The sequence below is a fragment of the Paenalcaligenes hermetiae genome (genome assembly GCF_039543645.1).
GTDB lineage: Bacteria > Pseudomonadota > Gammaproteobacteria > Burkholderiales > Burkholderiaceae_B > Paenalcaligenes > Paenalcaligenes hermetiae.
Genome location: NZ_BAABKD010000009.1, coordinates 378,086 through 398,099 on the forward strand (window position 1 = coordinate 378,086; position 20,014 = coordinate 398,099).

The 20,014-nt window shown below is 49.1% G+C and carries 21 protein-coding genes; 11 read left to right on the forward strand and 10 right to left on the reverse strand.

What is annotated here, in order from left to right; genetic code table 11:
• Positions 1 to 32: 32 nt before the first annotated feature.
• From ABD980_RS07545 to apaG, 3 genes are read right to left on the reverse strand one after another with little or no spacing between them, the layout of a single operon-like run.
• A complete protein-coding gene (locus ABD980_RS07545; protein ID WP_345370725.1) occupies positions 33 to 1,220 on the reverse strand; it encodes an FAD-dependent monooxygenase in 1,188 nt (395 codons plus the stop codon).
• Positions 1,217 to 2,521, reverse strand: coding sequence for a murein transglycosylase A (mltA, locus tag ABD980_RS07550; RefSeq protein ID WP_345370727.1), 1,305 nt, complete (start codon positions 2,519 to 2,521; stop codon positions 1,217 to 1,219). Before mltA ends, ABD980_RS07545 begins: the two co-directional genes overlap by 4 nt.
• A 12-nt stretch (positions 2,522 to 2,533) precedes the next feature.
• Positions 2,534 to 2,908, reverse strand: a complete 375-nt coding sequence (gene apaG, locus ABD980_RS07555; protein ID WP_300647758.1) for a Co2+/Mg2+ efflux protein ApaG — start codon at positions 2,906 to 2,908, stop codon at positions 2,534 to 2,536.
• Between the two features lie 122 nt (positions 2,909 to 3,030).
• Between apaG and rpe the strand changes: the two genes are divergently transcribed.
• The 7 genes from rpe (at position 3,031) to ABD980_RS07590 (ending at position 9,535) form a co-directional block, all read left to right on the forward strand.
• Complete coding sequence (gene rpe, locus ABD980_RS07560; protein ID WP_345370730.1) at positions 3,031 to 3,732, forward strand: ribulose-phosphate 3-epimerase; 702 nt, start codon at positions 3,031 to 3,033, stop codon at positions 3,730 to 3,732.
• 125 nt (positions 3,733 to 3,857) lie between these two features.
• The gene (locus ABD980_RS07565; protein ID WP_300647760.1) at positions 3,858 to 4,541 is read left to right on the forward strand and encodes a phosphoglycolate phosphatase; all 684 of its coding nucleotides are present in this window, start codon (positions 3,858 to 3,860) and stop codon (positions 4,539 to 4,541) included.
• 228 nt (positions 4,542 to 4,769) lie between these two features.
• Positions 4,770 to 6,287, forward strand: a complete 1,518-nt coding sequence (trpE, locus tag ABD980_RS07570) for an anthranilate synthase component I (protein ID WP_300647761.1) — start codon at positions 4,770 to 4,772, stop codon at positions 6,285 to 6,287.
• A 62-nt stretch (positions 6,288 to 6,349) separates the two neighbouring features.
• Positions 6,350 to 6,913, forward strand: coding sequence for an anthranilate synthase component II (locus tag ABD980_RS07575; RefSeq protein WP_345370733.1), 564 nt, complete (start codon positions 6,350 to 6,352; stop codon positions 6,911 to 6,913).
• 28 nt (positions 6,914 to 6,941) lie between these two features.
• Entirely contained in the window at positions 6,942 to 7,973 is a 1,032-nt protein-coding gene (gene trpD / locus ABD980_RS07580; RefSeq protein WP_300647816.1) for an anthranilate phosphoribosyltransferase, read from the forward strand.
• Entirely contained in the window at positions 7,970 to 8,761 is a 792-nt protein-coding gene (gene trpC, locus ABD980_RS07585) for an indole-3-glycerol phosphate synthase TrpC (RefSeq protein ID WP_300647764.1), read from the forward strand. The genes trpD and trpC overlap by 4 nt, the downstream gene beginning before the upstream one ends.
• Positions 8,762 to 8,776: 15 nt before the next feature.
• Positions 8,777 to 9,535: a uracil-DNA glycosylase gene (locus ABD980_RS07590; protein ID WP_345370735.1), complete on the forward strand. Its 759-nt coding sequence runs from the start codon at positions 8,777 to 8,779 to the stop codon at positions 9,533 to 9,535.
• On the opposite strand, the gene lipA is transcribed toward ABD980_RS07590, so the two are convergent.
• From lipA to ABD980_RS07620, 6 genes are all read right to left on the reverse strand, one after another.
• Positions 9,532 to 10,518: a lipoyl synthase gene (lipA, locus tag ABD980_RS07595; RefSeq protein WP_345370737.1), complete on the reverse strand. Its 987-nt coding sequence runs from the start codon at positions 10,516 to 10,518 to the stop codon at positions 9,532 to 9,534. The genes ABD980_RS07590 and lipA overlap by 4 nt on opposite strands.
• Positions 10,511 to 11,185 carry a lipoyl(octanoyl) transferase LipB gene (gene lipB, locus ABD980_RS07600; RefSeq protein ID WP_345370740.1) on the reverse strand — a complete coding sequence of 225 codons (675 nt, stop codon included), beginning with the start codon at positions 11,183 to 11,185 and terminating at the stop codon, positions 10,511 to 10,513. Before lipB ends, lipA begins: the two co-directional genes overlap by 8 nt.
• Positions 11,186 to 11,194: 9 nt before the next feature.
• Positions 11,195 to 11,467, reverse strand: a complete 273-nt coding sequence (locus tag ABD980_RS07605) for a DUF493 family protein (RefSeq protein WP_260650267.1) — start codon at positions 11,465 to 11,467, stop codon at positions 11,195 to 11,197.
• Positions 11,468 to 11,471: 4 nt separating this feature from the next.
• Complete coding sequence (locus ABD980_RS07610) at positions 11,472 to 12,341, reverse strand: D-amino acid aminotransferase (protein WP_260650268.1); 870 nt, start codon at positions 12,339 to 12,341, stop codon at positions 11,472 to 11,474.
• A gap of 29 nt (positions 12,342 to 12,370) precedes the next feature.
• The gene (locus ABD980_RS07615; protein ID WP_486348659.1) at positions 12,371 to 13,567 is read right to left on the reverse strand and encodes a D-alanyl-D-alanine carboxypeptidase family protein; all 1,197 of its coding nucleotides are present in this window, start codon (positions 13,565 to 13,567) and stop codon (positions 12,371 to 12,373) included.
• A 115-nt stretch (positions 13,568 to 13,682) separates the two neighbouring features.
• Positions 13,683 to 14,345 (reverse strand): alpha/beta hydrolase, encoded by a 663-nt coding sequence (locus tag ABD980_RS07620; RefSeq protein ID WP_300647771.1) that lies wholly within the window; start codon positions 14,343 to 14,345, stop codon positions 13,683 to 13,685.
• 73 nt (positions 14,346 to 14,418) lie between these two features.
• On the opposite strand from ABD980_RS07620, the gene ABD980_RS07625 reads away from it, so the two are divergent.
• From ABD980_RS07625 to galU, 3 genes are all read left to right on the forward strand, one after another.
• Positions 14,419 to 15,309, forward strand: a complete 891-nt coding sequence (locus ABD980_RS07625; protein ID WP_300647773.1) for a biotin--[acetyl-CoA-carboxylase] ligase — start codon at positions 14,419 to 14,421, stop codon at positions 15,307 to 15,309.
• A complete protein-coding gene (locus tag ABD980_RS07630) occupies positions 15,306 to 16,118 on the forward strand; it encodes a type III pantothenate kinase (RefSeq protein ID WP_345370746.1) in 813 nt (270 codons plus the stop codon). The genes ABD980_RS07625 and ABD980_RS07630 overlap by 4 nt, the downstream gene beginning before the upstream one ends.
• A 187-nt stretch (positions 16,119 to 16,305) precedes the next feature.
• Positions 16,306 to 17,145, forward strand: coding sequence for a UTP--glucose-1-phosphate uridylyltransferase GalU (gene galU / locus ABD980_RS07635; protein WP_300647774.1), 840 nt, complete (start codon positions 16,306 to 16,308; stop codon positions 17,143 to 17,145).
• Here galU and ABD980_RS07640 read toward each other — a convergent pair.
• Entirely contained in the window at positions 17,142 to 17,585 is a 444-nt protein-coding gene (locus tag ABD980_RS07640; protein ID WP_260650274.1) for a MarR family winged helix-turn-helix transcriptional regulator, read from the reverse strand. The genes galU and ABD980_RS07640 overlap by 4 nt on opposite strands.
• A 203-nt stretch (positions 17,586 to 17,788) precedes the next feature.
• On the opposite strand from ABD980_RS07640, the gene ABD980_RS07645 reads away from it, so the two are divergent.
• Positions 17,789 to 19,999 (forward strand): thiamine pyrophosphate-dependent enzyme, encoded by a 2,211-nt coding sequence (locus tag ABD980_RS07645; RefSeq protein ID WP_345370749.1) that lies wholly within the window; start codon positions 17,789 to 17,791, stop codon positions 19,997 to 19,999.
• The last annotated feature ends 15 nt before the right edge of the window (positions 20,000 to 20,014 follow it).

Sequence of the window (20,014 nt, forward strand, 5' to 3'; positions counted from 1 at the left end):
TTTGCCTGTATTAGGCCGTTAAATCATTAAAATTAAAATAGTCCAGAGGTTTTACCCGCCGCTCCCGCGATTAAATGACGCTTAACAAAAGGAAGCTTATCAACTATGTTCATACCCACATTGCGTATTAACGCCGCGGGCGCCCCCGGCAAAGCAAAGAGCTGATGTAATCCATGTGTTACCCAACGCATGGCTAGAATCGGCTCGGAGCGTACGCGTCGGTAACGCTCTAATACACGTAGCTCCCCTACGGACTGATAAGAGGGTTTGTCTACTAAAACACGAATAAGTTCCTCGACATCAGCTAAACCTAAATTTAGCCCTTGCCCTGCCAAAGGATGCACCCGATGAGCCGCATCCCCAACCAAAGCCACTTTAGGTGCAATCATGTCGCTACGCTCTAAGGTGAGAGGAAAAGCAAACGGCTGGCTACGCAACGATAATGTGCCCAACCGGTACTGACTCAACGCACTGATATAAGACTGTATATGCTGAGCTTGAGCGGCCTCGTCCATTGCCATAAAAGCATCCGCTTGATCTTGTTTTACGGACCACACCATAGATACTTGTGGACCTTGATCGGTATCAGGCATGGGTAACAAAGCCAATACCGCATCCCCAGTGAACCACTGATACGCCACATGCTGATGAGGCAGACTAGCATCCAAATGCGCCACCACACCACTATAACCATAAGGTTTACAGTCATGGTTAATATGCGCAGCCGCCCGAACCTGCGAGCGCGCTCCATCCGCGCCAATAATAAGATCAGCGGGCAATTCAGCACCTGAAGCAGTCACCACCCCTTTAGGGCTCAGACGTACAAACAGGTCTGTTTTCCATGGTACGTTATAGACCTGCAGCGCCTGATGTAACACGCGCTCCATTTCGCCGGATTCTACAATCCATGTCAAATCAGACTGCGCGTTTTGCCATGCATCCAGCTGCATAAAACCATCACCGTCGCCATATAGCTCCATCCCTTCGACGGCGGTGATGCGCTCTGCTCGCATCAGGCTCCATACCCCCAGTCGCTCTAAAAAAGCACGACTGGTCGCTGATAGTGCATAGACGCGCGGATGATATTGATGAGAAGCTAAACCCCAAGGAGTATAAGCAGGTGCTAATAACTGCACCGCAAAATTGGCTTTTTTTAAACCCAGAGCGGTAGCCATACCGGCAATCCCGCCCCCGCAAACAAGAATGGATTGTTGTGTCATCGTGCACTTGGAGCGCCAGCCTGTTTAGGCCATAACACCCACATTTCTCCGGTTTGTTTCATTTTGCCAGCCTGTGCACCAGCTTGATCGCCCGTGCCCCAATAAAAATCCGTGCGCGCCGCCCCTTTAATCGCCGCCCCCGTATCTTGGGCAAAAACCAGTTTACGTAATGGCTGCTGTGTACCTGGGTAGGTGGTCGCCAAATACACCGGTGCACCTAAAGGCACAAAGGTTGGATCCACCGCTACAGCTCGCTCCGCAATCAAAGGAATACCGTAAGCGCCTTTAGGGCCTAATAATGGATCAGTAATGGTTTCCTCATTGAAAAATACCATGGCCTTATTCACATTGAGCATCTCGTGCACCCGATGTGGATTCTCTTTTGCCCATTTTTTTATATTTTGCATCGAGGTTTGTGCCAACGGGAGCTCCCCTTGGTCGGCGAGCCACTTACCAATAGAACTATAGGGGTGCCCATTGTGGTCGCCATAAGCCAAACGCACTGCGGCGCCTGTATCCAGCACCGCCCGCCCGGACCCTTGGATTTGTAAGAAAAACGCCTCGACCGGATCATCGGCCCACACTAATACTTTTGGTTGACGAGCTGGGTTAGCGGTAATTTCCCCGCGGGTGTCATAAGGAACGACGCGGTTACCATCTACGATTTTGCCACGTATACGCTTGCCAGCTAACTCTGGATATAAACCACCCAAGTCGATGGTTAATAAATCATTAGGAACCGCATAGAGCGGCCATTGATAAGGCCCGTGCTGACGTTTTGAAGCGCGAATTAATGGTTCGTAATAGCCCGTCACTGTATTTTTTGCGATCTTCCCGTTAGCATCGAGTAAACGCCAAGGTTGTAAATGCGTTTCTAAAAACTGTCGTATACGTTGGGTATCATTGCTATCAGGGCTAATACCACTGTTGTGCGCCGCCAAACAAACTGGCTGCCACGCTCTAGGCGCTGCACGCGCGGGCATGGCCAACGAGCCACTGACTGGCCGCATCAACCCTTTACAGTTATTGATAAAGCCTTTCCAAACGTGCTGCAAGTCGTCATTTGCCCAGCCCGGTAACGCCCCCCACTGCACCGCCTGGTATTTGCCCACCAAAGGGCGTACTGGGGTTTCTGGCAGTTGGGTTAAATCAGGCACCTGTAAAGGTTGAGTCGCAATATCAGTTTTGGGAGCGTGTGCACCCCCTAGCCCCACAGGTCGAGTTGAGTCTGAGGTCGTAGTAGAGCAAGCAGAAAGCAGTACCGCGATCAAACCTAAACTAAAATTTCTTAATGCTGTCATCGTTATCTCAGATTAATGCAAGGTTCGAGGCATCGCCAACACAAATTCAGCAATCGGCACGTCAAAAGGCACCCCGTTTTCCCCCACAAAGTGAAATGCACCTTTCATAGTGCCAAGTGGCGTGGGCAAAGGACAAGCGCTGGTGTATTCAAAAGCATCACCAGGAGCAATCAAAGGCTGTTTACCAATCACTCCTAAGCCTCGCACCTCTTGTACGCGCTGCTGAGCGTCCGTGATGACCCAATGACGACTGATCAGTTGTGCGGCTTGTGTGCCATTATTACGTATTTGCACATGATAAGCGAACAAAAAACGTTGCTGGCTGGGCTCAGACTGATCAGGCAGATAGTGGGGGGTAACAGTGACTACAATATCGTCAGGCTGCATAGAAATAAGCTCGCTCCATGTCTAATTGCTGTTTACAATGCATGATATGTATTACACCACAGCAGAGTGAAATTCTCATCGTCTGTGCCCATTGTACCTTTGATTTTTATCACCCTATCACTATGTCTCACATACAACCAGCTATTATTGCCCCCAGTATTCTCGCTGCCGATTTTGCTCGTCTGGGCGACGAAGTACGTCAGGTAATTGCCGCGGGCGCTGATTGGATTCATTTTGACGTGATGGACAACCATTACGTGCCTAACCTGAGCTTTGGCCCCATGGTCTGTGCGGCGATCCGTCCTTATACGGATGCGCCTATTGATGTCCATCTCATGGTAGAGCCTGTGGATAGTCTGATCGCGCCATTTGCAAAGGCTGGAGCGAATCTAATCAGCTTTCACCCCGAAGCTTCACGTCACCCTGATCGCACGCTTGCGCTGATCCGTGATCACGGCTGTAAGGCCGGACTGGTTTTTAACCCTGGTACACCTCTTCATTATTTGGACTACCTCATGGATAAAGTCGACCTGATCCTGCTTATGTCAGTCAATCCTGGCTTTGGGGGGCAGTCGTTTATACCAACCACCTTAGATAAAATTCGCCATGCCCGTGTTCGCATTGATCAATGGGTCGATCAAGGGGGGCAACCAATCCGTTTACAAGTCGACGGTGGAGTCACAACGCAAAATATCCGCGCTATTCGTCAGGCCGGCGCAGATGCTTTTGTAGCGGGGTCAGCGATTTTTGGCAAACAAAACTACGCTGAACAAATTACTGCTATGCGTCAGGAAATCACTTACGCTGATAGCATGTCGGCTTAGATCAGCCAGTCACGCGTCTCACAAATCATCACTGGCTCGCTGACCTGACTCATGCGTCTATTATCGAAGCTAAAAATTAGCAAGGTACACTATTAGCTATTCATTCATCTCTCAGGAGTTTGTTCATGCGTTATCGTGCTGTGCTATTTGATTTAGATGGCACATTAGTTGACTCTATCCCTGATATTGCCCAAGCCGTCAATCACATGCTCGAAGAAATGGGGCACCCTACACTCAGCCCTCAAAAAATCAGTACTTTTTTGGGCAAAGGAATGGATCACTTGATCTGGCTAGCGTTAAATGAACTGACCGACGCCCCCGCCCCTGCTCCCGAAGACTACCAAAAAGGCCGAGAGCTGTTTGCTAAGCACTATGATCTTCAACTCCAACAGCCAAGCTCTACCTTATTTGATGGTGTTAAAGAGGGACTGGACGCTTTTCAAGCAGCGGGTTGCCAGCTTGCCATCGTGACCAATAAGCCTATCGAGTTTGTCCCAGCTTTAATTCAACATGTGGGTATTGATCATTACTTTACCTGTCTGGTTGGTGGCAACACATGTGAAGAAAAAAAACCACATCCTATGCCTTTCCTTTATGCGTGCGAAAAACTCGGCGTAACTCCGGCAGAGGCCTTAGTTATTGGGGATTCCAGCAATGACAGCATCGCCGCACGTGAGGCTGGCATTGATGTACTGATCGTGCCCTACGGCTATAACGAGGGCGAAAGTGTGCAAAATCTCGATTGTGATGGTATAGTTTCCAATATCAGTGAAGCTGCTCAATGGGCGGCTCAACCTAAAGGACATTAATACCTATGCAACTGAACCGTAACTCTTACTCCATCTATGGCGCCTATTGGCGCTGGTGGCGTTTGGGTTCCGGGTCAGCTGTATTCTCGCCCGTGTTGATCATGCACTAATAGCGGTACTTTTGCACAACACGCGCCCTAAAAAGCCCGGAACTCGTTTAGAGCCGGGCTTTTTTGTATGCATAGCTCGGCTCTTGGTAACGTTTAACCACCTCAGTAGGCCTTAGCTATGACAGAAATCGAATTTAAAGCACTCGCTGCCCAAGGTTTTAACCGCATTCCCTTAATTATTGAAACCTATGCCGACTTAGACACTCCGCTTTCTATTTACCTAAAACTCGCTCATAACAGCAGCGAACATGGTGCCAATAGTTGCTTGATGGAGTCAGTAATTGGAGGAGAGCAATTCGGGCGTTACTCTTTTATCGGGCTTCCCGCTAAAACCGTGATTCGTGCCACTGGCACCACCACCGAAGTCCTTCACGCTGGTCAGGTAGTAGAAACGGTGGAAGGCAACCCCCTCGATTTTATTGAACAATATCAACAACGCTTTAAGGTGGCCTTACGTCCAGGAATGCCACGTTTTTGCGGTGGGCTAGCAGGCTATTTTGGCTATGATACTGTCCGCCACATCGAGCCTTCTTTAGGGGTCAACACCAAGCCCTTTCCCGACGGTCAAACGGGTACGCCCGATATCATGCTGATGCATATCGACGAGCTCGTCATCGTGGATAATTTGGCTGGGCGCACGTACTTAATTGTGTACGCTGACCCAAATGAACCCGAAAGCTACACCAAAGCCCGCCGTCGTCTACGCGATTTACGCGAAAAGCTGCGTCATCCGGTCACTATCCCTTATGCCTACGCCAGCATGGAGACCTTTGAGCAGCGCAATTTCAAAAAAGCGGATTATTTAGCGGCGGTTGCCCAGGCAAAACAATACATTACAGATGGCGAAGTCATGCAAGTACAAATTGGGCAAGTCATCACCAAGCCTTTTCGTGATGCGCCACTTTCTTTATACCGCGCTCTTCGCTCGCTTAACCCTTCACCTTACATGTATTTCTGGAATTTTGATGATTTTCAGGTGGTGGGGTCTTCCCCGGAAATTCTCGTGCGCCGCGAGCAAGTGGTAGAGCAAGGCCAAGAAAAACAATATGTCACTATCCGCCCACTCGCCGGTACCCGTAAACGGGGTGCTACCCCAGAAGAAGACGCACAGCTTGCCGCTGAACTGCAAGCGGATCCCAAAGAGCGCGCCGAACACGTCATGCTCATTGATTTAGCACGTAATGACATTGGACGTATTGCTAAACCTGGCACTGTTGAGGTCAGCGATACGATGAGTATCGAGCGTTATTCCCATGTTCAACACTTGGTTTCGAATGTACGTGGTGAGCTTAAAGACGATATGAGCAATATGGATGTACTCAAAGCCAGTTTCCCCGCTGGTACCTTAACCGGAGCACCTAAAGTACGCGCTATGCAGATCATTGATGAGCTTGAGCCTGTGCGTCGCGGTATCTATGGGGGAGCAGCGGGTTACCTTAGCTACACCGGTGAAATGGATTTAGCCATTGCGATTCGCACAGGTGTTATCCAAGACGGTATGTTACATGTACAAGCCGCCGCCGGCATCGTGGCGGACTCGAATCCTGAAGCCGAATGGCAAGAAACGGAAGCCAAAGCCCGCGCGCTATTACGCGCTGCCGAACAAGTGCAGTTTGGCTTAGACGAACCCATTTAAGGGAACACCCCGAGGGCTTCATGCCCTCTATGCCAGCCTTCTATACTCATAAGGATTCCATCATGTTGTTTATGCTCGATAACTACGACTCTTTTACCTATAACCTGGTTCAGTACTTTGAAGAACTGGGGATGCCAGTCACTGTCGCTCGTAATGACCAGTGCCGCATTGCTGATATTGAAGCCCTAAACCCTGACTATATTTGTCTTTCTCCTGGGCCCGGCAACCCGGATAGCGCCGGTATCACACTAGAGGTCATCAATTATTTTGCAGGGAAAAAACCCATTTTGGGCGTCTGCCTAGGTCATCAAGCCATTGCCCAAGCCTTTGGCGGTAAAGTCATTCACGCCAAAGAAATTATGCACGGCAAAGTCTCCCCTATCACCCACCAACAGCAAGACGTATTTGTCGGCTTACCAAGCCCAATGACCGTCACGCGTTACCACTCTTTAGCTGTAGACGCGAGCCAGTTACCGGAATGCCTTGAGATCACCGCACAAACCGCCGATGGTGAGATCATGGGGCTACGTCATAAAACACTGCCCATTAGTGCGGTACAGTTTCACCCTGAGTCCATTTTGAGTGAACACGGCCACCAGCTTCTCAAAAACTTTCTGAATCAATAAGAGACCTGCCATGAAACAAGACAAAACCATTACCATCACACCTACTGAAGCCTTAGTTCGCTGTATTGAACACCGCGAAATTTTCCATGACGAAATGCTCCATTTAATGCGTATGCTGATGCGCGGAGAAATGTCACCCGTGATGGCGAGTGCTTTACTCATGGGCTTACGTGTTAAAAAAGAAACTATTGGTGAAATCGCCGCCGCGGCCGAAGTCATGCGCGAATTTGCGCTACCCGTTGAGGCCCACGATCCAGATAATCTCTTAGATATGTGTGGCACAGGGGGTGATGGTAGCAACACGTTTAATATCTCCACAGCGGCAATGTTTGTCGTAGCTGCCGCCGGTGTCAAAGTCGCTAAGCATGGGGGGCGCAGCGCTTCCTCTTCTTCGGGTAGTGCCGATGTATTAGAAACGCTCGGTGCAAACCTCGATTTACATCCAGAACAGGTTGCTCAAAGTATCGAAGATATCGGTATTGGGTTCATGTTTGCCCCTGCCCACCACTCCGCGATGAAAAACATCGCCGCTGTACGCAAAGAGTTGGGGGTACGCACCATTTTTAATATACTAGGGCCATTAACTAATCCGGCACGTGCAGCCAACCAGCTAATGGGGGTTTTTCACCCTGACTTGGTTGGTATTCAAGTACGCGCTATGCAACGTTTAGGAGCCAAGCATGTACTGATCGTACATGGTAAAGACGGCATGGACGAGGCCTCTACAGGGGCTGCCACTATGGTGGGTGAGCTCAAGGACGACCGCGTCTACGAATACGAAATCCACCCCGAGGACTTTGGGATGGCGATGAGTTCAAACCGTAGTATTCGAGTGAACTCCAGCGAAGAGTCCGCACAAATGATAAAAGAAGCGCTTGCCAACACCCCTGGCACGGCTCGTGATATCGTGGCATTTAATGCTGGCTTAGCTATTTACGCAGGCAATGGCTGCGACTCTATTGAGGCCGGTCTAAAGATAGCTTTTGAAACCATTGCTAGTGGTGCAGCGCGCGCCAAACTTGATGAATTTTGTACGTACACTCGGAAATTAAAGGCATGAACGATATTCTCGCAAAAATCCTCCAAACCAAAAAAGAAGAAGTCGCTGCAGCACGCCAGCTACGCAGCGAATCTGACGTATTACGCGAAGCAAAAAGTCGCAAAGATGTACGCGGGTTTGCACGAGCTCTTAAATATAAAATTAGCCAAAACCAGCCCGCCGTGATTGCCGAGGTCAAAAAAGCCTCACCATCCAAAGGCGTGATCCGTGAAAATTTCAATCCCACTGAAATTGCTACCTCTTATGCCGCTCATGGTGCTGCATGTCTTTCTGTACTTACGGATATGCAGTACTTTCAAGGCTCCTACGATCATTTACGCCAAGCCCGTGCCGCGTGTGCTTTGCCCGTACTCCGTAAGGATTTTATGATTGACCCATACCAAATCATTCATGCTCGGGCCATTGGTGCGGATTGTATTTTGCTTATCGTCGCTGCGCTCAGTCTTAATCAGCTTTTAGAATTTGAAAGCCTAGCTCATGAGCTCGGTATGGATGTTTTGGTCGAGGTGCATGACCAAGCTGAATTAGAAACCGCCTTAAACATGAAAAGCACACTATTGGGGATTAACAACCGAAATCTGCGTAGCTTTGAGACCAGTATTCAAAACACCATTGATTTGCTTCACTTAGTGCCTGAAGACAAGCTAGTCATCACAGAAAGTGGTATTCTTAATGCTGAAGACGTAAAAACCATGCGCGATCATGATGTGAACGCGTTTTTAGTGGGTGAGGCTTTTATGCGCCAGCCCGACCCAGGGGTGGCATTGGAACAATTGTTTTTTAACTAAACACTCGTATCCCCTATGCACATGCAACAACTAGGGCTGCTCGATCAGCCAGAAACGCTTAATCAACTCACCGGCTCCCTTCAGCCTTTGGTTGCGGCATTGTCTTCTTCGTGGCAGCAGGTGCTTCAGCAAGAGCCCCTGCAGTCTAAACTTCAGCTTCTGGACCATTGGCTCAAGCAGCGTTTAGCGGCTGGTGCTGTGATCTACCCAGCTAACCCTTTTTATGCACTAACGCTTTGTCAGCCCGAAGACATTAAAGTTGTTATCTTAGGCCAAGACCCTTACCATGGCCCAGGCCAAGCCCAAGGGCTTGCTTTTTCGGTGCCAGACTATGTGCCTTGTCCACCAAGCCTGCGTAATATTTACGAAGAGCTCCATCTCGAATACCCCGAATACGCTAATCATCCCCCGCGTCATGACCTGACACCATGGGCACAGCAGGGCGTATTATTGCTCAACACCTCGCTCACAGTAGAGGACGGTAAAGCGGCATCTCATGCCAACAAAGGCTGGGAATACATTAGTGACGGTATCCTTGAACACATTCTAAGCTACCCTACTCCAAAAGTTTTTATGCTATGGGGTAACCATGCTCAAGCCAAACAAACTCTGGTAGATACTCACGCTAGCGGTCCTGTTTTGTCTTTGCATGCAAACCACCCCTCGCCCCTTTCTGCCAAAAGAAAACCCACACCCTTTATTGGATGTGGGCATTTCAAAGCCTGCAATCAGTGGCTAGAACAACAAGGCCAAACACCGATTAACTGGTTCTAAGCCACTACTCCAGCCGCTTCGGCTTGTTGATCCGCATGATAAGACGAACGCACCATGGCACCAATGGCTGCATGCGTAAAGCCCATGGCATAGGCTTGTTCCTCTAGATATTTAAACTCATCTGGGGTGACGTAACGTAACACAGGTAAATGGTGTTCAGAGGGCTGCAAATACTGACCAATGGTCAACATATCGACATTGTGTTTACGTAAATCACGCATTACCTCGAGGATTTCCTCGTTGGTTTCCCCAAGCCCTACCATCAGGCCAGATTTTGTTGGCACGTCTGGACAGCGAGCTTTGAAATCAGAGAGCAGTTTTAACGAGTGTTCATAATCTGCACCGGGACGGGCTTGCTTATATAAGCGTGGCACCGTTTCGAGGTTATGATTCATCACATCGGGGGGCGTTTGTTCAAAAATATCCAATGCCCGATCTAAACGCCCACGAAAATCGGGAACTAAGACCTCGATGGTGGTGTGTGGAGAATGCTCGCGGACTTTGGCGATACATTCCGCAAAATGCGCCGCACCGCCATCGCGTAAGTCATCACGGTCTACAGAGGTGACCACCACATAGGATAAACGCATGGCGCCAATTGCTTTGGCTAAGTTAATAGGTTCTTCTGTATCAAGCGGGTCGGGACGACCATGTCCCACATCACAGAATGGACAACGACGGGTGCACTTATCCCCCATAATCATAAACGTTGCCGTACCTTTACCAAAGCATTCGCCAATATTAGGACAAGAGGCTTCTTCGCAAACTGTATAAAGATTTCGTTCGCGCAAAATGGTTTTAATATCATAAAAACGCGAGCTAGGTGCCGCCGCTTTAACGCGGATCCAATCCGGTTTTTTGAGGCGTTCCGTTTGAACGATTTTGATCGGTAGGCGCGAGGTTTTGTCTTCGGCTTTTTGTTTACGAGTAGGATCGTAATCGCGCGGACGCACAGTGGGTTTGGGAGGAGTAACGTTATTCATAAGCGTTTTCAGTGGTTGCGCTAAATTGCTGTTTTAGCTGTAAAGACAAGACGTGAGCCACCTGATCTAACGGGATGATTTGCCCACACGAACGCATATCAGTGGTGCCTAAGCCGGCATAACCACATGGATTGATGCCATCAAAAGGACGCAAATCCATGTTTACGTTAAGCGATAAACCATGATAGGAGCGACCATTTCTTATTTTAACACCCAAGGCTGCAATCTTCACCAATTCATCAGCTGCGTAAAGGGCATTTTTTACTGACTGCCCTAACACATACACCCCAGGCGCTCCCGGTTTACGCACTGCCGTCAAATCAAAATGAGCTAAGGTGGCAATAATGGCGTCTTCGAGTTTCGCCACGTATTGGCGCACATACAGGCCTTGGCGGCGTAAATCGATTAAGCAATAAGCGATTAGCTGACCCGGTCCATGGTATGTGACCTGACCACCACGGTCAGTCTGTACCACGGGAATCGAAGCCGCATTTAATATATGTTCCCTTTTGCCCGCTTGCCCCAAGGTATACACCGGCGGATGCTCTAGCAACCAAATTTCATCGGGGCTCTGGGCTGTGCGGGCATTAGTGTAATCCTGCATGGCTTGCCATACCGTAGAAAACTCCGGCAAGCCAGCGATGTGACGAATAGAAAGCGGTATCATCCCAGTCGTTTAGAGCACAATGGAAACCAGTGGATGGCCATGCAATGCTTTATACAAGTTATCAAGCTGTTCGCGCGAAGTAGCCCAAACACGAAACGTGAGCCCTACATAGTTTCCTTTGCCACTCGGGCGCATTTCTACTGTAGCAGGATCAAATTTTGGATCATGCGCGAGCACCACCTCGGTTAAGGTTTGCGCGAACTCGGGCACCGCTTTGCCCATGACCTTAATAGGAAAATGGCAAGGGTATTCAATTAGGGAGTCTTCGGGTTTGATTTCCATTGTTTTATCCTTCGTGCTTAGCGAGCACCTCATCATAGCCGGCGCGTAATGCTTGGTATACAGGACCAGGCTGCCCTGTCCCCACCGGTTTGCCATTGTATTGCACGATGGGCAATACCTCTTTGGTTGCCGAGCTCAGCATAAGCTCATCGGCCGTATCGACCTCGGCTTGTGCGATAGGGCGCGCTTCAAAGGGAATCCCCGCCTTGGCGGCTAAGTCCTCGAGCAAGCGGTAACGTACCCCCTCAAGAATTAAATGATTACGTGGGGGAGCCAATAAAACACCGTCTTTTACTACCCAAATATTGGTCGATGAGCCTTCGGTCATAAAGCCATCTCGAAACTGTATGACCTCGTCTACGCCTGCTTCTACTGCCTGCTGACGTGCCAGCACATTCCCCAACAAGGAGATCGACTTGATATGACACATCAACCAGCGCAGATCTTGAACGCCAATCGCACTCAAGCCCTTTTCTCGTGCTACGGTAGGCCGCTCGAACGGGGTGACCATACAGAAAATGGTTGGTGTACTTTGTGCAGGGAAAGCATGATCACGCTTTGCTGGCCCACGGGTAACATGTAAATACACCATGCAATCCTGCCCACGCCCCACACGCGCCAACATATCCATCACCAGCTTTTCCCAGTCTTGGCGGGTATAGTCCACCTTAAGATCGATCAGCTTTAAACTGCGCTCCAATCGACCTAAGTGTTCATCAATACGAAAGGGTTTACCTTTATACGCCGGCACCACATCGTAAATACCATCACCGAAAATAAAGCCGCGATCCAACACCGAGACTTTAGCATCGGCTAAGCGCATATAGTCGCCATTCAAAAAGACAATGGTGTCTGGATCTACGTTTGGAATCATGAAAAACCTCGCCAACAAGAAAAGGGGAATTAGTTAAACCACATACGGACTTTGTCTATCATACGCCCAACAAAGCCGGCTTGGGGCACAGCGTTCAACGCCTGCAATGGCTCATTCGCAATAATATGATCATCTAGGCTAAATGCGACGGTGCCTACTTGCTGATCCTGCGCCACGGGTGCGATCAACGGCTGGGTATAATGCGCCACGGGTTTAATGTCATTACTACGGCCACGTGGAACCGTAACCCATACAGAGCGCTTCAAACCCAAGCCAACTGTATCAGTTTCACCTTCCCAAATGCGTGCGGTCACAATTGGCTGATTCGGCTGATAGAGCTCTACAGTTTCAAAATTTTGATAGCTCCAGTTTAAAAGCCGTAAGCTGTCTTCGGTACGAGCGGCATCATTAGCTGTCCCTGTTACCACGGTAATAATGCGGCGCCCATCACGTAGCGCTGTTGTAATCAGCCCATAGCCAGCTGATTTCGTGTGCCCGGTTTTTAAACCATCTACTGTATTGTCCAACCAAAGTAATCGGTTGCGATTCGGCTGGTTGATTTTGTTATATAGAAATTCTTTTTGGCTGTAATAGTGTAAGTACTGGGGGAAATCTTTAACCAGGTTTTTTGCCAGAATTGCCAAGTCTCGCACAGTGGTAAGATGATCTGGGTGTGGCAAACCACTGCTGTTTTCAAAATGCGTATTGGTTAAGCCTTGGCGTTTGCCTTCTTCGTTCATGAGAGCGGCAAATGCTTCTTCGCTACCAGAAATGGCTTCTGCCAAGGCTACGGTGGCATCATTACCAGATTGTACAATCACCCCCTGTAATAACTCGTGGACGGTTACTTTGGAGTTGGGGTTTAAAAACATACGCGAACCTTCGGTGCGCCATGCTTTTTCGGATACCAAGATCTCTTGATCTAATGTCAAACGCCCAGATTCTAGGGCATCAAACACCAAATATGCCGTCATCAGCTTTGTTAAGGAAGCTGGCTCAATGCGCTCATCGGCATTATGTGTTGCAATGATTTGATCACTGTTTACATCTAAGCTAAGCCAGGCTTTAGCCCCCAAAGTGGGAGCAGGAATAGAAGAAAGCTCACTTAAAAACACAGGCTCCGTCACACTCGCGCCAGAGTCTTGTGCAAACAAAGCCAGCGGAGCAAAGCTCAACGCTAGGGCCGCGACATAGCGGCGTAAAGAAGCACGACCTAATTTGAACATAGTCATTTTTATCGAATTAAAGCTATAAAAGGGATGCTTATCATTATAGGCATGCCACAACGGTCTGCGCCCATTCTCACGCAGAGTAAAGGCGATAAAATGAAATAAAATGCAACTAAGTGTTTCTAAGCAAGCCTAGCTGCCACTGGGCGGATACGAGTTCTCGCAATAAGATGAGCTTGCCATGGAAAAAATGCCCTGCTTCGGGAATCACATGAACGGCTAAATCATGGGCTTGAGCAAAGCTCATGCTTTCTGACAACGGCACCACTTCATCTTGTTCCCCATGCACCAAATAAGTATGTGTGGGAATAGTTAGCGACTCTAAAAACCGAAAGCGCTCCACCGCACACCCTGCTAAAACTAAAGCTTGGGGCAAGCGTTGCTGCTGTTGCGCCAATAAACTATAAAGCTGAGCAGCGACCGAGGTACCAAAAGAAAACCCACCTAGCACAAAATGCCCTTGTGCTAGGGATTCAAACTGGCTTTGAAACTGCTCTACCACGGCGAGCATATCCCAGGTTTCCCCTTGCCCTTGATCGAACTGCCCATCACTTTTCCCCACCCCCCGAAAATCGGGTCGCACAGCGACTAGACCAAGTTGTGTAGCAGCACGACTCATGGTGGTCACCACCTTATTATTACGGGCGCCACCGTGCAAAGGATGTGGGTGTAAAATAAGCGCCCAACCAGAGGGGGTGGGAGAGGTCGGCCAGTCGAGCGCACAATCAATGCTACCCGCCTGCCCTTGAAATTGAATGGTTTGCATACGTTCCATGTCTAAAATGCCATAATAGAGTCAATTTCATCTATTTTAACGAAATCCTTTTACTTTGCTTGTGAACCTGAGTATGTCCTCTCCACACTGCTCGGCTGCGCTAGGGCTTGCTGATCCTGCAGCAATGCAAAAAAGCCTCCAAAGCCAATTGCCTTTTTTCCCAACTATTCATTGGGTCGATAGAACTGAATCCACCAATGGCGATCTGCTTTCTCAAGCGCGCGCAAGCTCAGGACAACTGATTCGGCCTTGGCTTTTAGGCGCTCACTTACAAGACCGTGGTCGCGGTCGCGCTGGGCGTACTTGGCAAAACCAGCGTGGTGCGAACTTAATGTTCTCTTGTGCTTTTGATGTATTTTTACCAGCACGCCAGCTAGCCACCTTATCCCCCCTTGCTGGTGTCAGTGCCTGTGAGGCTTTACGTGCTTTTTTGCCCATACACGAGGCACCAAAACTCACCATGAAATGGCCAAATGATTTGCAATGGCATCAAGCAAAGCTTGCCGGGATCCTTACTGAAGTCACGCGTGCTAGCACTTCTCCACTGAGCGCCGATCACCATGTAGTGATTATTGGCATTGGCATCAATCTTAATGATGCCCGCGCCCTCAGTGCATCACTAAATCGTCGCATTGCTGACTGGTCTGAAATCGTCAGCGATGTGCCTTCGCTCAAACACATTACCGCTGTAGACATCGTGACACGCATTGCCCAAGCCTGGTACCAAAGCATGAATGAGGTAACCGCCTTTGGGTTTACGGATTTACCGGCTCGCTACCAAAAAATAGATGGTTTACGTGACCAACCTCTTTCTATTATGGATAATAATCGGGTGGTGTTATCTGGCCTAGGCTCGGGGATCAATGAACACGGGCAGCTACTGGTTCGCCAAGGCTCCACAACGCATGCCATTTCTGTGGGCGAGGTCTCAGTTCGTCCCGTCTCTGCTAACACTGCGCCATGAGTCTTTTAATCGATATTGGCAATACCCGCATTAAAATTGGCTATGCGGGCTCCGATGGTAGGCGTCAACAGCAACATACCTTAGCCCTACCACATCAACAAATTGAAGCCATCCTGCCGTGGCTAGAAGAACATGGGCTACGCCCTACTCGGGCGCTTGGTATTTCTGTGGCTTCCAAAGCCCTCATGTATCAACTAGAAGGTCTGCTGCAACACATCCAATGCAACATAAGCTGGCTTGATGCTACCACCCCTTGTCCACTGCTCCATAACAACTACGAACAGCCCGATCGCCTTGGCGCCGATCGCTGGCTCGCTATGATCGGTGTGCTTGCACAACAACACCAACACCGCTCACGCCCTATTGTGCATGTGAGTTTTGGTACAGCCACCACCATCGACACTATCATGCCTGCCACCACTTGCGCCGCCCAGTTTATCGGCGGGCTTATTTTGCCCGGTCCCCAGCTGATGTATGACAGCTTAGCCGACAACACGGCCCAGCTTGGTAACGGCTTAGGCAACATCACCGCCTTCCCCCTTGCTACCCGCTCGGCAATTAGCAGTGGCGTTGCCGCCGCTCAAAGCGGCGCCGTGCTGCGCCAATGGCAGCTTGCTTGGCAGCAACACCGAGGTACTCCTTTGTTAGTCTGTAGCGGTGGTGGCTGGGATCTGATACAGGAGGAAATACAAAATGCCTACCAACAGCAATTACAGCTGTTACACTTAGCCGTAGAGCCTGTTATTTGGCAACCTATGCCCGTTTTAGATGGTTTAGCTTATATGACAACATCATTTCGCAACCCTTAGCAAGCGCTTATCTCTATGCGTACTCTTGCCTTACTCCTGCTGCTATTTAATGTTTTTCTTTTAGCCTATGGCCAAGGTTTTTTTGGTATAGCCCCTCATGATTTAGGCCGTACCCCAAGTCCTAAGCCCTTTTTTAACCACGCCAATATTCATGTTGGCAGCCCCATAATATCTAAATAGGTCTTGTATGAAGCCCATTCGTAAAGCCGTTTTTCCTGTTGCCGGATTAGGCACTCGATTTTTACCCGCTACCAAGGCAATGCCCAAGGAAATGCTGCCCATTGTGGATAAGCCTCTCATTCAATATGCGGTAGAAGAAGCCATCGCCGCTGGGGTTACTGAACTCATTTTTATTACAGGACGCAATAAACGAGCCATTGAAGATCATTTTGATCGCACCCCAGAGCTGGAGGCTGAGCTAGAAGCTAAGAAAAAAAACCAGCTTTTAAATATAGTGCAAAATGTGCTTCCCCCACACGTCAACTGTATTTATACCCGTCAATCCACGCCATTAGGCTTAGGTCATGCGGTGTTATGCGCTGCCCCCATCGTAGGCAATGAGCCCTTTTTAGTGTTATTGGCCGATGACCTGATTGATGCCTCGCCTTCTGTATCTCTACAAATGGTCGAAGCTGCCCACCAGTACAATGGCAGTATTATTGCCACCCAACAGGTGGCTGCTAACGAAACAGATAAATACGGTATTGTTTCTGGTGAAGCCATGGATGCACAAACGATGCGCTTACACGGCATTGTAGAAAAACCCGCACCCGATAAAGCCCCCAGTCAATGTGCTGTGGTGGGACGCTATGTGCTCGAGCCAGAGATCTTTGATCATTTACGCCAAACCCAACCCGGTGTAGGTGGGGAAATTCAGCTAACGGATGCCATCGCTAGCTTACTCAAACAAAAACCAGTATATGGTTTTGAGTACCAAGGAACACGTTACGACTGTGGGAGCAAAGCGGGCTTTTTTAAAGCAACCGTAGAATTTGGTCGTAAATACCACGGTCTAAGTACGGATTAATCCTCAGTCCGATTTTCAGCAATCAGACGTCGCAATGTCAATTTTAGCGCCTCTACATCTAAAGGCTGTAGACGGCGCACTACCTCGTCTTCGTGCTTTTTGGCTTCTACAATTAAGCCGGCAATGAGCTCCCGCCCTGTTTCCGTAATCTCCACTAAAGTGACTCGCCTGTCTCCATGATGAGCGACACGATGCACATAGCCCGCATTGACCATTTTATCGACCACCCGAGTTACTGTAGGCTGTTTACTCGTAGCAATACGTGCTAAATGCCCAACGCTCACTACTCCTGCCCCAGATAACGTCGATAACACTCGCCACTCAGTAATCGACAAGCCATTTTTTTGCACCACTTGATGAAACTCTGTGGAAATAATTTGGCTCGCTTGTGCCAACAACGCTGGCAAATAATTATCTACAAATACCGCTTCTGTACCCACAAGCTCTTCACTCTCATTGTAATTAACAAATAGAAACCGGCTTAACTATACCTAAGCTTAAGCCTTTGGTGTTTGATCTAGCAAAAAAAACGCCATTATAGGGAAAACCATTAGGCTTGATATATTGAGTTCTAAATATATTCATATGAAAATAATAATCATCACTTAATTCAAAACTATTGCAGTACCACGAGGAGGACAACATGGCTGAACGCTCATTTGTCGAAGAAGTCAAAAAACTACGCCTGGGAGACGGCGAGGTTTTTAGTGGGGAAGGCATTCTTGCCGTCACTAAAGCTTTGCTGGAGTCCGGTGTTTCTTATGTGGCGGGCTACCAAGGCGCCCCCATTTCTCACTTAATGGACGTATTAGCCGATGCTCAAGACATCTTGACTGATTACGGCATTCGCTTTGAGAACAGCGCATCAGAAGCCACGGCAGCAGCCTCTTTGGCAGCTTCAGTCAACTACCCCTTACGCGGAGCGGTCACCTTTAAAGCCACAGTAGGAACTAACGTAGCCTCCGATGCCTTGGCTAACTTGGCCTCTGGTGGGGTGAAAGGCGGTGCCTTAATTATTGTGGGTGAAGACTACGGCGAAGGCTCTTCTATCATGCAAGAACGTAGTCATGCTTTTGCGATGAAGTCGCAGATTTGGATGCTTGACCCTCGCCCTAACCTACCCTGTATTGTGCAAGCGGTAAAAGACGGCTTTGACCTTTCCGAAGCCAGTAACACTCCCGTTATGCTGCAATTACGAATTCGAGCCTGTCATGTACATGGCCAGTTCGTGGCTTCGGACAACAAACGTGCTAAGTTCTCCTTAAAAGAAGCCATGGAACAACCCGAACGCGACATTGATCGCATTGTGTTGCCCCCCGCTAGCTTCCTGCACGAAAAAGAAAAAGTTGAACAACGCTGGCCAGCAGCGATTCGCTTTATCGAAGAACGCCAGCTCAACGAGTTCTTTGGTGATGACAACGAGGATATTGGCTTAATTGTTCAGGGTGGTGGCTATAACAGTGTCATCCGTGCCTTAGAGCATTTAGGTTTAGCTGATGTATTTGGCGAATCCAAAATCCCGCTCTATGTGATGAACGTCGCCTATCCGCTCATTGATTCTGAGCTGATTAAATTCTGCGAGGGCAAGCGCGCCGTCTTGGTGTTAGAAGAAGGACAACCTAACTTTGTTGAGCAAAATATCACCGCGATTTTAAATCGTCACAAATGCCAGACCGAACTACACGGTAAAGACTTCTTACCCATGGCAGGTGAATACAACACCCAAACAATGCTCAAAGGGATTCGAGCATTCCTAGAACACTATGGCCGCATTGAGCCCTTACCCGCTCCAAAACCCACTGTGGTGCCGCGCGTGGAAGATAATAAACGCAAGGTTGAAGTCAGTGACTTAAGCCAAGCGGTAGAAGCTGCAGAGGTCAAACCCATGGGGTCGTTAGATGAAAACGTCCATGCTCGCCCTCCTGGCTTTTGTACAGGCTGCCCAGAGCGTCCGATTTTTACTGCCATGAAACTGGTAGAGCGTGAGCTCGGCGAGCATCATGTCAGTGCAGATATTGGCTGTCACTTATTTTCGATTTTGCCTCCTTTTAACCTAGGTAATACCACCATGGGTTACGGGTTAGGGGGAGCCGGTGCCGCCGCACTGAATACAGACCAATCAGAAAAACGAGCCATTTCTATCATGGGCGATGGTGGCTTCTGGCATAACGGCCTAACCAGTGGTATTGCGAACGCGGTTTTTAACCAGAGCGACAACCTAACGATTGTGGTCGATAACAGTTACACCGCCGCAACGGGGGGGCAGGATATTCTCTCCTCTAAAGCCCAGAACCCCACACGTAGCACAGGGCATTTGATTGAAAAAGCCGCCCGTGGTGTTGGCGTGAAATGGCTGCGTACCATTAAGCGCACCTATGACCTTAAAGCGATGACCGAAAGTTTACGCGAGGCCTTAACCACCAAAACCAAAGGCCCCAAAGTCATCATCGCGCAAAGCGAATGTATGCTTAACCGTCAGCGTCGCGAGCGCGGTCAGGTGCGTAAAGCCATTGCGGCAGGTGAGCGTGTCGTGCGCGAACGCTTTGGGGTTGATCCCGATACATGTACTGGGGATCATTCCTGCATCCGCTTGTCTGGCTGTCCTTCCTTATCAATTCGCCCCAATCCGGATGCCTTACGCACAGATCCCGTGGCGACAGTGATGAACAGCTGCGTGGGCTGTGGCTTATGTGGTGAAGTGTCTCATGCCGCGATTTTGTGCCCTTCTTTTTATCGTGCCCAAATCATCAGTAACCCAACCGGCATGGACAAATTCCGTGAGAAATTACGCCGTGGAATTATTAGCTGGTTTCAGCGCCGTAGCGCTGCCAAACGTGAACAATACGCATTCTAATACGCTAGAGGTCTA

What these genes read in the sequence shown, in the direction of transcription:
- ABD980_RS07545 (WP_345370725.1), bottom strand. Translation starts at nt 1,220, where the DNA reads ATGACACAACAATCCATTCTTGTTTGCGGGGGCGGGATTGCCGGTATG.
- mltA (WP_345370727.1), bottom strand. Translation starts at nt 2,521, where the DNA reads ATGACAGCATTAAGAAATTTTAGTTTAGGTTTGATCGCGGTACTGCTT.
- apaG (WP_300647758.1), bottom strand. Translation starts at nt 2,908, where the DNA reads ATGCAGCCTGACGATATTGTAGTCACTGTTACCCCCCACTATCTGCCT.
- rpe (WP_345370730.1), top strand. Translation starts at nt 3,031, where the DNA reads ATGTCTCACATACAACCAGCTATTATTGCCCCCAGTATTCTCGCTGCC.
- ABD980_RS07565 (WP_300647760.1), top strand. Translation starts at nt 3,858, where the DNA reads ATGCGTTATCGTGCTGTGCTATTTGATTTAGATGGCACATTAGTTGAC.
- trpE (WP_300647761.1), top strand. Translation starts at nt 4,770, where the DNA reads ATGACAGAAATCGAATTTAAAGCACTCGCTGCCCAAGGTTTTAACCGC.
- ABD980_RS07575 (WP_345370733.1), top strand. Translation starts at nt 6,350, where the DNA reads ATGTTGTTTATGCTCGATAACTACGACTCTTTTACCTATAACCTGGTT.
- trpC (WP_300647764.1), top strand. Translation starts at nt 7,970, where the DNA reads ATGAACGATATTCTCGCAAAAATCCTCCAAACCAAAAAAGAAGAAGTC.
- ABD980_RS07590 (WP_345370735.1), top strand. Translation starts at nt 8,777, where the DNA reads ATGCACATGCAACAACTAGGGCTGCTCGATCAGCCAGAAACGCTTAAT.
- lipA (WP_345370737.1), bottom strand. Translation starts at nt 10,518, where the DNA reads ATGAATAACGTTACTCCTCCCAAACCCACTGTGCGTCCGCGCGATTAC.
- lipB (WP_345370740.1), bottom strand. Translation starts at nt 11,185, where the DNA reads ATGATACCGCTTTCTATTCGTCACATCGCTGGCTTGCCGGAGTTTTCT.
- ABD980_RS07605 (WP_260650267.1), bottom strand. Translation starts at nt 11,467, where the DNA reads ATGGAAATCAAACCCGAAGACTCCCTAATTGAATACCCTTGCCATTTT.
- ABD980_RS07610 (WP_260650268.1), bottom strand. Translation starts at nt 12,341, where the DNA reads ATGATTCCAAACGTAGATCCAGACACCATTGTCTTTTTGAATGGCGAC.
- ABD980_RS07615 (WP_486348659.1), bottom strand. Translation starts at nt 13,567, where the DNA reads ATGTTCAAATTAGGTCGTGCTTCTTTACGCCGCTATGTCGCGGCCCTA.
- ABD980_RS07620 (WP_300647771.1), bottom strand. Translation starts at nt 14,345, where the DNA reads ATGGAACGTATGCAAACCATTCAATTTCAAGGGCAGGCGGGTAGCATT.
- ABD980_RS07625 (WP_300647773.1), top strand. Translation starts at nt 14,419, where the DNA reads ATGTCCTCTCCACACTGCTCGGCTGCGCTAGGGCTTGCTGATCCTGCA.
- ABD980_RS07630 (WP_345370746.1), top strand. Translation starts at nt 15,306, where the DNA reads ATGAGTCTTTTAATCGATATTGGCAATACCCGCATTAAAATTGGCTAT.
- galU (WP_300647774.1), top strand. Translation starts at nt 16,306, where the DNA reads ATGAAGCCCATTCGTAAAGCCGTTTTTCCTGTTGCCGGATTAGGCACT.
- ABD980_RS07645 (WP_345370749.1), top strand. Translation starts at nt 17,789, where the DNA reads ATGGCTGAACGCTCATTTGTCGAAGAAGTCAAAAAACTACGCCTGGGA.